Source organism: Rahnella sp. GSA61A (assembly GCF_019969905.1).
Taxonomy (GTDB): domain Bacteria; phylum Pseudomonadota; class Gammaproteobacteria; order Enterobacterales; family Enterobacteriaceae; genus Rahnella; species Rahnella aceris.
Genome location: NZ_JAHXYO010000004.1, coordinates 168,686 through 182,600 on the forward strand (window position 1 = coordinate 168,686; position 13,915 = coordinate 182,600).

Annotated in this window: 9 protein-coding genes; all 9 read left to right on the forward strand. The window is 52.9% G+C overall.

What is annotated here, in order from left to right; translation table 11 throughout:
- The first annotated feature begins 1 nt into the window (after window position 1).
- Window positions 2-1,066 (forward strand): type VI secretion system protein TssA, encoded by a 1,065-nt coding sequence (gene tssA / locus LC431_RS07235; protein WP_013578182.1) that lies wholly within the window; start codon window positions 2-4, stop codon window positions 1,064-1,066.
- Window positions 1,063-1,638 carry a type VI secretion lipoprotein TssJ gene (locus LC431_RS07240; protein WP_013578183.1) on the forward strand — a complete coding sequence of 192 codons (576 nt, stop codon included), beginning with the start codon at window positions 1,063-1,065 and terminating at the stop codon, window positions 1,636-1,638. The genes tssA and LC431_RS07240 overlap by 4 nt, the downstream gene beginning before the upstream one ends.
- Entirely contained in the window at window positions 1,638-3,032 is a 1,395-nt protein-coding gene (gene tssK / locus LC431_RS07245) for a type VI secretion system baseplate subunit TssK (RefSeq protein WP_013578184.1), read from the forward strand. The genes LC431_RS07240 and tssK overlap by 1 nt, the downstream gene beginning before the upstream one ends.
- Window positions 3,029-3,655: a DotU family type IV/VI secretion system protein gene (locus LC431_RS07250; RefSeq protein ID WP_223509553.1), complete on the forward strand. Its 627-nt coding sequence runs from the start codon at window positions 3,029-3,031 to the stop codon at window positions 3,653-3,655. Before tssK ends, LC431_RS07250 begins: the two co-directional genes overlap by 4 nt.
- 6 nt (window positions 3,656-3,661) lie before the next feature.
- Complete coding sequence (locus tag LC431_RS07255; protein ID WP_223509555.1) at window positions 3,662-7,099, forward strand: type VI secretion system protein; 3,438 nt, start codon at window positions 3,662-3,664, stop codon at window positions 7,097-7,099.
- Between the two features lie 45 nt (window positions 7,100-7,144).
- Window positions 7,145-9,715 (forward strand): type VI secretion system ATPase TssH, encoded by a 2,571-nt coding sequence (gene tssH, locus LC431_RS07260; protein WP_223509557.1) that lies wholly within the window; start codon window positions 7,145-7,147, stop codon window positions 9,713-9,715.
- Between the two features lie 20 nt (window positions 9,716-9,735).
- Entirely contained in the window at window positions 9,736-11,085 is a 1,350-nt protein-coding gene (locus tag LC431_RS07265) for a VasL domain-containing protein (RefSeq protein ID WP_112151397.1), read from the forward strand.
- A 38-nt stretch (window positions 11,086-11,123) separates the two neighbouring features.
- A complete protein-coding gene (locus LC431_RS07270; protein WP_013578189.1) occupies window positions 11,124-11,837 on the forward strand; it encodes a hypothetical protein in 714 nt (237 codons plus the stop codon).
- Window positions 11,838-12,032: 195 nt separating this feature from the next.
- Window positions 12,033-13,907: a low affinity potassium transporter Kup gene (gene kup, locus LC431_RS07275; protein ID WP_013578190.1), complete on the forward strand. Its 1,875-nt coding sequence runs from the start codon at window positions 12,033-12,035 to the stop codon at window positions 13,905-13,907.
- Window positions 13,908-13,915: the final 8 nt, after the last annotated feature.

Genomic DNA, 13,915 nt, shown 5'->3' on the forward strand with positions numbered 1-13,915 from the left:
AATGATAATGAATTTTGAGCCCTTGCTTGCCCCGTTCAGTGGCGATCATCCTGTCGGGCGCAACATGGAATATGAGCCGGTCTATAACGAAATCCGTGAGGCGCGGGAAAGCGATCCTGACTATTTGCCGCAGGGCGAATGGGCCACTGAATTGCGTAAAGCCGACTGGAGCAAAGTCGTTCGCTTAAGCGCGAAGGTTTTGCAGGCAGAAAGCAAAGATTTGCAGGTGGCTTGCTGGCTGATCGAAGGGTTGAGCCAGCAGCACGGGATCCGCGGCCTGCTGGACGGTACCGGTTTTCTGATACCGTTTATACAAACTTACTGGCAAACCGGCTGGCCGGAGCTGGATGAGGACGGCGTCATAATCCGCCATGGCATGATTAATCGTCTGGACCGCCAGTTGGCGCAAATGCTGCATTGTCATCCTCTGTTTGGACAGCCGGAAAGCACGCTGGATCACTGGCGCAAGGTGCTCGCTTATGAGCACCGGGTGACGATGAAACCTGACAGCGCTGCGGAACGGGGCAGTGACGATGATTTCTCGATGGATACCTTCAACCGTTGGGCTGCCACACTGGATCCGCAGAAAGTTGCCGCACAGAACGAGGCGTTAACTCAACTGATGACTATGCTGGATACGCTTGAAACCCTCTATGGTCAGCTGAATCCGCAGGCTGATTCTCTGGCAATGGGGCAGATGCGTAGTGCCGTCGCCGAAATGCAGGAATTTGTGAAACGCCTGTTTGACCGTGCGGCACCGGCATATGACGACGTGATGACCCTTAACGTATTAATGCCTGACGAAGATGAGCAAGCCAATGACGTCAGTTCACTGATGAATAACACCAAAAAACAAACGATGTCACGGGATCTGGCCATCAGCCAGATGCTGACCATTGCCCATTTTTTCCGTCAGACCGAACCGTCAAGCCCCGTCCCTTTTCTGATGGAGCGTGCGGCGCGCTGGGCGGCTATGACGTTGACCGAATGGCTGGAAGAGATGTTGCAGGATGACAGCAGTATGCGCGATATCAACAAAGTATTGAAAGGACACGGCAGAGAATGAGGGGGAAAAGGGGACTGACCGGGCTGATACTGAGTGTCATGCTGCTGGCAGGTTGCGCGTCAGATGATGGGCAAAGCCGTCAGAAGGCGATCAGTGAAGTGGCTGCGCCTTTCGCGAATGGGGCTATCACTCTGCAACTGCGGGCTGAGCCGGGGCTGAACAGCCTGAACGACATGCCCAACAGCTGTACAGTATTACTGCTACAAGCCAAGGATAAACCAACGCTGGATAAAATACTGGGTAATCCCGCGACGCTGAAAAGCTTGTTTGCCGGTGCCGGCAGCGAAGGAGACGTTTTGCAGGTGGATCGTTACGTCATGATGCCGGGACAAACCAACACGGTGCATATTGATCGCGCCCGAGATACCCGCAATGTGGCGCTGGTCGCAGGCTACTATCCGTTCCCGGTAAAGAAACACATGGTCAGCGCACTGGTGCCGGTAGAGTCTGAGAGCACTGGCTGGTGGGAGCCTGTCTGGCAGGCGCATTTAGCGCCGGTCACTCTTTCTGTCACCTTAGGCAGTGAAAGTATTGTCAGTGCAGATGTCCCTGTTGCCGGAGAGAAAAAATAATGTATCCAGAACAACAGCAAATTTACTGGCATTCCGGGCTTTATCTGCAGCCGCAGCACTTTCAGTCACTTGACCTGCATTATGAATGGAACCTCGCGCAGCATTTGCGGCTGGCGCAGCCCTATAATCACGGGCTGATTGAGGTGAGTATTAATGAAGCAGCACTGAGCGACTACGTGATCAGCGTTGAGCAGATCCGTTGTATTTTGCCCGGCGGTACCTTGCTCTCACTGCCCGGCAACAGCCGTGTTGAACAACGCAACTTCCGTGACCTCTGGAAACAGCGCGATCAGCCGCTGACCATCTGGCTGGCTTTACGTCGCTTTGATCCGCTGCACAGTAATGTCACCACGCTGGAAAAAGAGCATGATCGCGCCGTCACGCGCTGGATCAACACCAGCGAAGAGCGGGTGATGAAAGATGTCTATGATCATGCGCCGGATGCTGCAGTGGCACGCCTGTGCTACAACGTCAGGTTGCTGACGGACGTTGAAAAAGACGATGCGGTTGACTGCGAATGCATTCCACTCACCCGACTGCGTTATGAAAACGAACGGGTGATCCTCGATCCGACATTCTCGCCACCTTCCGTGACACTTTTTGGATCATTCAGCCTCGGCAAGCTGATTGACACTATTTATTTTGAACTGAGTGCGCGGGCCAGGAAGCTTGAAGAATACAAACGCTCAGAGCGACTGGTCAGCGATGCCGACCGTGGCGACCAGGTGACACAGTTGTTAGCGATGCGTTCTCTCAACCGGGTGTTGCCACAACTGAAAAATTTCTGTCAGGCGCGCCAGGTTCATCCATGGCAAGTCTACAACGTGTTGTGCCAGCTGGTGGGCGATCTTTCCTCATTCAATGACAGCTGCACCTTCCTTGGTGAGTGGCACGACGGTGAAAATTCACTGCAAACCTACAACCACAATGAATTGCTGAGTTGTTTCGAAAGCGCCCGTAAGACGCTGATTACCTTGTTGAACAGTCTGGTGCTTGAGGACAATACGTACATCACGCTGGAAAACGATCTTCAGGGCGTGTTCACCGGAAGCTTTGACAGCGCGCAGAGCAAAAATCCCGAAACGGTACTGCTGCTGTTACGTTCCGCCAGCATGCCGATGGAAAATCGTCAGATAAAAAATCCGGGTGGCATCAAACTGGCTTCACCAAGAATGATCGAACCACTGATCCAGCATGCTCTGCCGGGCATTCCGGTAGTTCGTTGTCCACAGCCACCGCGGGGTGTACCAAACCGCAGAGATTCGCATTATTTCCTTGTCGAGCAGGATAGCGAATTGTGGAACAAAGCCCGGCAGCACAGCAGCATTTCCTTCTACTGGCCAGACATGCCGGAAGATCTTCAGGTGCAGATTATATTTGTGGTGCCTTCATGATGAGTTTGCTCAATTGTTATTTACCGCTGTTTCGCTATGTGACGGCGTTTTTTATTAATCCGCAGGAATATTCTGATTACAGAGAGTTTCGCGAAAAAATTATTACTTTATTACAGCAGGCGCTGCTTGAGTCAGAACGTCATCATGAAAAAGCAGAGTGCGATGATGCTTATTTCGCGGTGGTGCTGTGGGTAGATGAGCGGGTATTAAGATCCCGCGCGGAGTGGTTGAAAGAATGGCGAAGCAATCTGTTGCAGAAATATTATTTTGATATTTCTGTCGGCGGCGAGGCATTTTTCGACCGGCTGGATCAAACCGATAAAACCAATACACAACTGAGAATGGTGTATCTGTTCTGTCTGCTGATGGGCTTCCACGGAAAATATACCTCACAGGATGCGCAGCTTTTGCAACAGCGCATCGAGGATGAGCGGCAGTGCTTGCCACAAGCCTGGCGTCAGTGGCCGAACAATGCCTTGCTGGTTGAACAGGACGCAGGCGGCGGCGAAAAAAATAAAACGGTGGTGAAAAAACTACGCCAGCGTAAAGGGCTGTTACTGGCACTGCCTGTTGTCGTCTATTTAGTGATTTTGTCCACCGGCTTAGGGATATTTTTCAGGTAACCTATCATGTTTAAAAAATTACTTTCCTTTGTCGCATGGACACTATTTCTGTGCCTGTTACTTATTGTTTGTATTGTCATGTCTGTTGTTTTCGAACAAACACTCCTGCATGCATTAATTTTGTGGCTGATATTGATCCTCGCCGTTTTATTTTCCCGGTTTGTCTGGGGATCTGTTTCCGGTATGGCGCAGGCGAAATATATCTCCTCCCTGAAGGCAAGATTTAAACTCACCCGGCTGGAATATGTTTTATTCGAACACTGGAAAACCGGGGCTGCGGTAATTAAGCGCATCAGAAGACGCAAACAGCCAATACCCTGGTTTATACTCACTGGCGGGCGAAGTGGTAAAACGACGCTGATGGCCGGTGCAGGATTACCGCTGTTTTCTAATGAACCGGAAAGTTCTCTGGTTGTGCCGACCCGAACCTTACGCTGGTGGTTTTTTCGTTCCGCAGGTTTTCTCGACCTCTCCAGCCATTTTCTGAATAAAACCCCGGCCTTCGAGCGCGGCTGGTTGCGTCTGGTGAACTGGTGTGCCCGTCTGCCTGCGCCGGGTGGCATCGTGGTGTGCGTGTCGGTCAGTGAGTTGCTCGAAAAAGATGACGCGGAACTGCATCTGCATGCGCGGCATATCCGCACGCAGATCGAACCGCTGGTCAGTAAAGTCAAACGCCGTCTGCCGGTGTATCTGTTTATCACTTGTTGTGACCGGGTGCCCGGTTTCAGCCACTGGGCCAATAATCTCTCCGCCGAACAGCGCCAGCAACCGCTGGGTTACTACTGGCGCCGTTCGCCTGTCGTCGACGGGAAAGATCCGGCCTTGCTGGATCCGCTGTTTACGTGCGTGAAAGACGGGCTGGATAAAGTGCGTGTCAGCATGCTTTCGGGCGGCGAACCGGATGGCGACACGCTGGCGTTGATGGATTTCCCTGAACAGCTACCGAAATTGCAACCTGCACTGCAACGTTATCTGGCCGCCCTGTGTGAGCCGGACGCTTACTTTCAGCCCGCAGCACTGGGTGGTATCTGGTTTACCGCCACTGAACCTGTCAGCAAAAACAGTGCTTCGCGTCAGGCTTTCTTTATCCATGACCTGATGGCCCGATTACTGCCTGAACTAAGCCGCCAGCGTGAAATTGAGCCTGTCGGGTTTGGCCGTCGCTATCTGCATAAATGGGGGGCGATGACCTTCAGTGTGCTGGCAATAACCTATGTGCTGTTTTCCGGTTATTTCACCAACCGCCTCACCGGGGGCTCGCCCGCGCAAATGGATGTCACGGCGCAGGTTCAGCAGCTTGAGAACATTGAACACTGGAATGCACATCCGCTGAAATATTTACCTTTTGTTCCCGTGCTCAACCATCGCCATACGCAGCTTGAGGCCAGCATTCTTGCTGCATCCCCACGCGATAAGGTGAACCTGCGGGAGATAGCAGATAACTACCAGCAGCTGTTCACCGACGCCGATCCACAGCAAAAACGCGAGTTGATTCTGAACCTGGCAAGCACGCTTATCACTAAACAGGCCATGTGGGAAAAACAGCCGGTCAGTGAGCTGATAAAACAGGCGCCGGTTCCGGCGGCGCTGAGCATGACCGGGGCCACCGTGTCCTTACCCTATCAACAGGATGTAGTGTTGCAACGCGCGCTGTTACAGTTGCCGGAAGGCGGCAAGCAACTTGTGGTACTGCGCGAATTGCTCGGACGTTTGGTCAACAGTGATCCGCAGATGGCATGGCTGGTGGCTCCTTCAGGCGATCTGACGCCAGTGAATCTGACGGATTTCCTGCCCTCGTATGAGGATAAAACGCAGGTCAGTGGTCTGTGGACGCTACAGGGCACCGCACAAATTCAGGGCTGGTTGAAGGAAATCCGTCGCGCAGGAGGTGAACAGGTCCCGATGCCTGCGCTAGTGGCTTTTGAACAGCACTGGCCTGCGCTGCGCCAGACGCAATGGATGACGATGATGCTGGCGATGAACCAGCAACCCGCCCCGGAGCTGACCAGCGAAGAGTGGCAAACCGCGCTGATTACGCTCGATCAGGGTAACAGCCCATCAATGAAATTTTCCCGTTACGTCAATGAACAACTAGAAGACATCCGTGCTCAGGATGCCGAGCCCTGGTTGCGCGAGCTGCGCCGGTTGAATCAGTTACAGGCTATGTCGGTACCCGGTGCGCTGATACCGCGTATCAGCAAGGTCCAGCAGTCTTTTCAGAAGAAAATTTCAGCACTGCTGAAAATCGACAGCAAAACCCTGACACCCGTGCTTTCCGATCTCAATGTGAAAAACTGGAATGCCTGGAAAAACAGTCTGCATGCGGCGGTTTCGGACGTGTTTGCTACGCCGAAAAGCAGCGATCGTCTGACGCGCGGACTGTTCCAGACCGGCGCGGCGGGCGACAGCAATCCACTGCAATTACTCGACAGCCGTTTTAACGTGCTGCGTAAGAGCCTGTCGGCGGAACGCGATGATTTTGCCTCCAACGCGGTGTGGGCGTTGTATCAGAATGATGCGCACTGGCTGGTGGCGCATGCCATGCAGCGTTCTGCCTGCTGGCTTGAACAGCAATGGCAGAGCCGGGTGCTGTGGCCAATGGAAAATAATGCCAGCCGTCTGGAGTACGACGACCAACAGGATCTGGCGTGGCAATACCTGTCTGACTTTATCCGTGGACCGGCAAAAAGTGTGCTGGTGGTTGAAGATAACGGGCCAAAAGCGGGCGAATTCAACGGGCAGACACCGGGTCTGACACCGGAATTTCTGCGAATGGTCAATCACGTGTTGCGTCCGGATGACGTGCTGGCGATGCCGGAACGTGAAAATACCCGCAATGACGATGCGCTGGCCGCCCTGAAAGATGAGCAGGCCGATCTGGAGGCTCAAATGGCAGCACTGGAAGCAAAACCGCTGGAACTGACGCTTAAAAGCCTGCCTGCCACCATTCCCGGCGGTGCGCGGCTGATGCCGGTGGGCACTCAGTTGACGCTGTTCTGCGATGAGCAACAGTGGAAGCTCAATAGCATGAACTTCAGCGAACAGGCGGCATTCCGCTGGCGTCCGGGGCATTGCAGTCGTGCCACGCTGGTGATCAAGTTCCCTGGTTTCGATCTGACGTACGAATACTTCGGCGACGCCGCATGGCCTGATTTCCTGCAGGACATTTCCGACGGGCAGCATCGTTTCAAAGCGGAAGATTTCCCGGATGATGCCGCTCAGCTGACGGCACTGGGCATCAAAGAAGTCATGGTGCGTTATCAGAGCGGCTCACAGAACGCGGTGCAGGATCGCTGGCATCAGTGGCAGGAACTCAATCAGGCACTGAATGACAACGTTGAGGCGCAGCAGGAAACCGGCCTTAAAAAAGCGGAAAAACAACGACCGACAGCGCTGAAGAGTGCGTTCTCGCAACTGCCTGTCCGCATTACCGGATGTCACTGAGCGTCTGGTCAGGACGCCTTTTGAAAAATTTAGAAAGGATAATTTATGGGTAACTACCTGAAGAAAATTGTAGAGAAAATGAATGTCGAGGCACGTGAGTGCCTTGATGCCGCGATCAGTCTGGCCGTCAGCCGTACGCATCACGAAGTGGACATCGAGCATTTACTGCTCGCACTGGTGACCCGTCAGCCTGCGCTGATTGAGCAACTCTGTCTGAATGCCGGATTGCGGGGTGATGCGTTAGTCGATGCGCTGAAAGTCAGTCTCAACCACCTGCGCAGCGGCAATACGCGTAGCCCGGTATTATCGGAGCTGCTGGTCGAACACCTGGAGAAATCCTGGTTGCACGCCAGTGCCTGCTGGCAGCAAACACAACTGCCGGTACAGGCTTTTCTGGGTAGCCTGATTGCCAGTGAAAAAGACAATCAGATTCACCTGTCGTCAGCCTTACAGCAGGCGCTGCTGTGTCAGGCTGATCGCGCTGACCGGTTGCTGCACGATGCCTGCGCACCGGCACAGGCCACGAATCATCCTGCTGCAACCCGCCACAATACGGATTCTGCGGTGATGAAATTTACCCGTAACCTGACTGAACAGGCGCGTGATGCGGCACTGGATCCCGCGCTGGGTCGCGAGCCTGAAATTCGTCAATTGATCGACGTGCTATTACGCCGCCGTCAGAACAACCCGGTGCTGACCGGTGAACCGGGAGTGGGGAAAACCGCGCTGGTTGAAGGGCTGGCACAACGCATTGCGGATGGCACTGTACCGGAAGCGTTGAAGTCAATGGAGATTCTGTCGCTGGATATGGGGTTGCTTCAGGCCGGTGCCAGCGTGAAAGGCGAATTTGAAAACCGCCTGCAAACCCTGTTGCGTGAAGTGAAAGAATACCCGTCTCCGGTCATTCTGTTCATTGATGAGGCGCATACACTGATTGGCGCGGGTGGTCAGGCCGGTCAGAACGACGCTGCTAACCTGCTTAAACCAGCGCTGGCTCGTGGGGAAATGCGCGTGGTGGCAGCCACCACCTGGGCTGAATACAAAAAATATTTTGAGAAAGATGCTGCCCTGGCACGACGTTTTCAGGTGATCAAAGTGGCGGAGCCTGATGAAGAGACCGCCATCGCCATGCTGCGATCCCTGAAACCGGCTCTCAGTAAACATCATGGCGTGCAAATCCTCGAAAGCGCGCTTGTGGCCGCTGTTCGCCTCTCCAGCCGCTATATTTCTGGCCGCCAGTTGCCGGACAAATCCATCAGCTTGCTGGACACCGCCTGCGCTCGGGTGGCGATTTCACAGTGCCATGAGCCCAAAGAGATCGAAGATCTTAATGCGATGATCAGCAACATTCACACTGAGCGGGAAAGTCTCCTGAAAGAGGGCGAGAATCCCTCCCGGGTGAAATGGCTGGACCAGCGTGAAAGCGAACTGAAGCAAAGTCTGGAGGCACTGCTGCCGGTCTGGCGTCAGCAACAGCAGATCGTGGCGCAAATTAATAGTATTGAGGATGTGGCGCAGATTGCCGCATTGCGTGTGCAACTGGCTGAGATGCATAAAGATCAAGCTCTGGTGTATGACTGCGTGGATGCGACCTGTGTCGCAGATGTGATTGCTGGCTGGACCGGTATTCCGCTGGGCCGGATGATGGAAAAAGAGCAGCAACAGCTTGGCGATCTGGTTGCACGTCTGGAAAGCCGGGTGATCGGGCAATCCCACGCATTAGCGGACATTGCGCAGCAAATCCGCATCGGGCGCGCCAATCTGGCGGATCCGGTTAAGCCGACCGGCGTCTTTATGCTGGCCGGGCCCTCCGGAGTTGGGAAAACAGAAACGGCGCTGGCCTTGTCTGAGCTGCTTTTCGGTGGCGAGCAAAGTTTAATTACCATCAATATGTCCGAATATCAGGAAGCACATTCTGTATCAGGCCTGAAAGGTTCCCCGCCCGGGTATGTGGGTTATGGGCAGGGCGGTGTGCTGACCGAGGCGGTGCGTCGTCGTCCATACAGCGTGGTGCTGCTCGATGAAGTTGAGAAAGCCCATCCGGATGTGATGGAGATTTTCTATCAGGTATTTGATAAAGGCGTGATGGAAGACGCTGAAGGCCAACTGATCAATTTCCGCAATACCCTGATTATTCTGACCAGCAATCTGGCCAGCGATCGCGTGATGACCGCCTGTGCCGCCGGAAATACGGATCAGAAAGCGTTGACAGCACTCCTGCGGCCTGAATTCGATCAGTACTTCCGTCCGGCGCTGATGGGACGTTTACAGCTGATCCCTTATCTGCCGGTCGTGGGCGAAACACTGGCAAAAATCATCCGTCTCAAAATCGATAAAGTGTGCAAACGCTTTAGCGGTGCCGGTGAAGGTAATTCCTCCCTGAGCTACAGCGAAAAAGTGGTGGAGTTCATGGCCAGCCGCTGTCAGGTCGAACAAAGCGGGGCGCGCGAAATTGATGCCGTCCTGAATCGGGAACTGCTGCCGTTGCTGACCGACCGTCTGCTGGCGGTCGAAAGCAAAGCCGATATCCGCCTGCAGGTTGGTGTCAGTAAAGATCAGCTCACTCTGACGAAACAGTCAGCGACCAAACGCTCTGCCGCGAAACAACCCGTCTGAGTGACAGGAAAAGGATAACCATGAAAAACCGGGTGAATTTGCGCGCACTGAAAATTAACGGGCACGATCCGAGGCTCAGCAAATCCTTTCTGTTGCTGAGCAGTGAGCTAAGCCCGCTGAATGGCACCATTCCCGCCAGACTGGACTGGAATGCGCTGGAAGAACGGTGTTTTCAGCTGTTCCATGAATATGGCTACGACCTGCAGAGTGGCATGTGGTTTTGTCTTATCAATCTGCGGCTTAAGAGCTGGAAAGGGCTGGCGCTGGCACTCGATCTGCTTTCGACGGCATTTACCCACAACAGCCAGCGCTGCTGGCCGCCGGTGGCCGCCGTTCAGCAGCGACAGCAGTTGATCGACTGGTTCAATGCCAATGTGGCGACGCATATTTATACGCTGGAGTACGGGCCGGAAAACAGCGCGGAAATGCGACAGGTAGAAAGAAGTATCGGCGTGCTGTGCACACAGTCCAAAAACCTGCAATCACGCAGCCATGACTCGCTGAACAATCTGCATTATTTCCTGCAGGTTCGCTGTCGTTCCGTGCCGTATCCGGTCCACGCCAAAGTGACGAAAGCGATACGTGAGCCCGTAGATAAGACTCCTCAGGTATTGAGTGAGAAAAATGTCGCTGCACTGCTGACTGACATCGTACCTGATGTAGAACCGGTTGAAATCCAGCTTGCTGAGACACATCACCCGCGCCCGTTATTGTGGGGGCTCGGTGGAATGGCTGCTGGCATAGCGGTTTGCGCCGTCGCTGCGGCGTTCTGGTTCTCATCACAGACGTTGAGTTTTAGTGAAAAGTTGAGCGTCCCGTTACTGACATTGCAACACAGTGAGCGTCAAATAAATGACGCCTGGAACAAAGCGCCTGAAGCCGATCTGAATGCGCAAAAAGAGGCAGTGTTAGCGCAGGCGGCGCCGGTGCTGACATGGCTGAGCGAACAACCCTCTGATGTATTGCTGCGTCAGGGTGAAATATTGTCTGATCATCTGGAAAAAGCCTATCCGGGAAATCAGTACAGTGCTCAATGGCGGCGCACAGTAGATGAAAAGGCGGGAGATATTCCGGCGCTGGACGGTTTAGTGCTTGCTAATAAACATCTTGATGAGCTTGAAGCCCGGTTGCTGAACGCTGAAAAGAAACACAGCCAATATATGACCGTGTCAGAATTGAAAACAGCGGTATATCAGATACGGCAGGACCTGCAGCGCAATGGTGTGCCCGCTGAAACCCTACTCTGGCAACTCAGTCAGCAAAATGAAAATACCGATCAGTCTAATTCGGCATTATTAAAGCAGGTCTCACAAAGAATCGAAGCGTTAAATTCAATCTATTTTATGTATTTATTTGAAAAGCCTATCTGAAGAATTTATTAATAGTAATTATGTAATGGAGTTACATTATGTTCGGTAAAAAACAGTTAAAGTCTCCCGATGCAGATAAAGTCAAAGCGTTGAAGAAATGGGACGCTCGTGATAAAAAAAGACAACTGCTGATTCACACGGTTTCTGCTAACTATGTGAATACACCACTGCTCATGAAACCGGGCAGAGATGTTTTTAAAACCTGGGATATTATTTCAAGTTCATTCATTGATCTGGATAACGTGCTGGCCGGTTTCCGGCTGGGGGCCGGACTCACGGTCAGGTCGCAATCAGGATTATTTTTCGAAGCAGGCTTTATTCTCGATGTGCCGGTGCAAAATATAATGGGAACATTCAGCGGTGATGTATGGTTCCCTAATCATGCGGGTGTCAGTAATGGTATGGTCTATAACCGTTTTGCCCTTGCTGACAATATTTTTGCGGGCAGATCTAAAAAGAAAGAAATCATTGCTCCCGGTGGTTACAATCAAATTCAGCCACCCCAAAAGATACTCAAGAACACTAATTACCAATGGCATAATGAGATCCTGCTTATTGGTCGTCCGGATATTAATACTTATCAGGGATTACCTCCGACGCGTGACATTAAAATAGCGGGGATTTTTGTAGCACCTAAGACTATACGTCCGACTCGGGAAGCGACCCTAGGGATTAACGAAAGGTTGTACAAGTTAGTTGAACGGATGAAAAAATGTAATCCTGGCGTTCCGGTTATTGACATTTCTCGTTAAAGATCTCCTTTACAGAGATGAGCGTCATGTGTAAGCCCCCTTAAACCGGTTCGCTTTACGCATGACTATCATGCCCTTAATGTCAAAAGTTAGCCTTGAATAATAAAGCGTTCATCTATACCCGATGGCGTACGAGTGTATCTATACTCTTTCTGTGGGACGACCAACGTCGCCCCGGAAATTGTGAAGCCACTCATGAAGCAAACTAAAAATAAATCATCGCTGCTTACTGTGACCGTGGCCTGTATCGGTGTTGTCTATGGCGACATCGGTACCAGCCCGTTGTATACCCTGCGTGAATGCCTGACCGGACAGGCGGGCATCGCCGTGACGCAAAGCGCGCTGTTCGGCTTTCTGTCATTGATTTTCTGGCTTCTCATGCTGGTCGTTTCCGTTAAATACATCAGTTTCGTCATGCGGGCTGATAACGACGGGGAGGGCGGCATTCTCACTCTGATGGCGCTGGCTATCCGCAATCTGAATCCGCGCTGGATCCCGTTCATTATGTTTATCGGCCTGGTCGGCGGCAGCTTCTTCTATGGTGACGGCGTTATCACGCCTGCCATCTCGGTGCTTTCGGCGATTGAAGGGCTGGAAATTATCGAGCCATCGCTCGACCGCTTTATCATTCCGTTTTCTATTGCTGTTCTGACGCTGCTGTTTTTTATTCAGAAGAACGGCACCGGTAGCGTGGGGAAAATTTTCGCCCCGGTGATGGTGGTATGGTTTATCACGATTGGCGCGCTGGGCATCGGCGGCATCGTACGTAATCCTGACGTATTACAGGCGCTCAACCCTTACTGGGCGGTGCATTTCTTTGTGGAATTCAAAACCGTGTCGTTTTTCGCACTCGGTATGGTGGTACTTTCAGTCACCGGTGGCGAAGCGCTATATGCAGATATGGGGCATTTTGGTAAGAAACCCATCCGCATCGCCTGGTTTGTGCTGGTCGGGCCTTCGCTGGTGATGAATTATTTCGGGCAGGGCGCGTTGTTACTCAGCCAGCCTGCGGCCATTAAGAATCCGTTTTTCCTGCTGGCACCTGACTGGGCGCTGGTTCCGCTGCTGGTGCTGGCCACGCTGGCGACGGTCATTGCTTCGCAGGCGGTAATTTCCGGTGTGTTCTCTCTGACACGTCAGGCCGTGCGTATGGGCTATTTGCCGCCGATGCGCATTATTTACACCTCCGATGTGGAGTCGGGGCAAATCTACATTCCGGTCGTCAACTGGCTGCTGTATTTTGCCGTGCTGATTGCGATCGTCAGCTTCAAACATTCCAGTAATCTGGCCTCGGCGTACGGTATTGTGGTCACCGGTACGATGGTGATCACGTCTGTACTGATCGGCATTGTGATGATTAAAAACTGGGGATGGAAAAGCTGGGCTGGCGGCCTGGTGATCACGGCCATGTTGCTGATTGATGTACCGTTGTTTGCCGCCAACCTGAGCAAAATTTTCTCGGGCGGCTGGTTGCCAGTGGCAATCGGGCTGACCATTCTGGTGATCATGCTGACCTGGAAAACGGAACGTTCGCGGTTGCTGCGCCGCTTGCGTCAGGATCCGGAAGCGCTGGAGGCTCTGATTACCTCGCTTGAAAAAGCGCCGCCACAACGGGTGCCGGGAACGGCCGTGGTGATGTCGCGCGGGCAATATGAAGTGCCGCTGGTGTTGTTGCATAACCTCAAGCACAACAAGATATTGCATGAGCGCGTGGTGTTACTGACTATCGTCACCGAGGATGTGCCGTATGTGCATAACGTACAGCGGGTGATTATCGAACAGCTTTCACCGGCATTCTGGCGGGTTATCGCCCGTTATGGCTGGCGGGAAAAGCCGAATGTGACGGATATCCTTTATCGTTGCGGGCTGGAAGGGCTGCAAAGCAACATGAATGAAACCTCATTTTTTATGTCGCGCGACACCTTTATTCTCGGCGAGCCGCGCCCGTGGTACCTGAAGGCACGCGGAAAACTATTTCAGGTATTGCAGCGAAATTCTCTGCGTGCGCCGGAACATTATCATATTCCACCAAACCGGGTGATTGAGCTGGGTGCGGTGGTGAAATTCTGAGGAAGGCC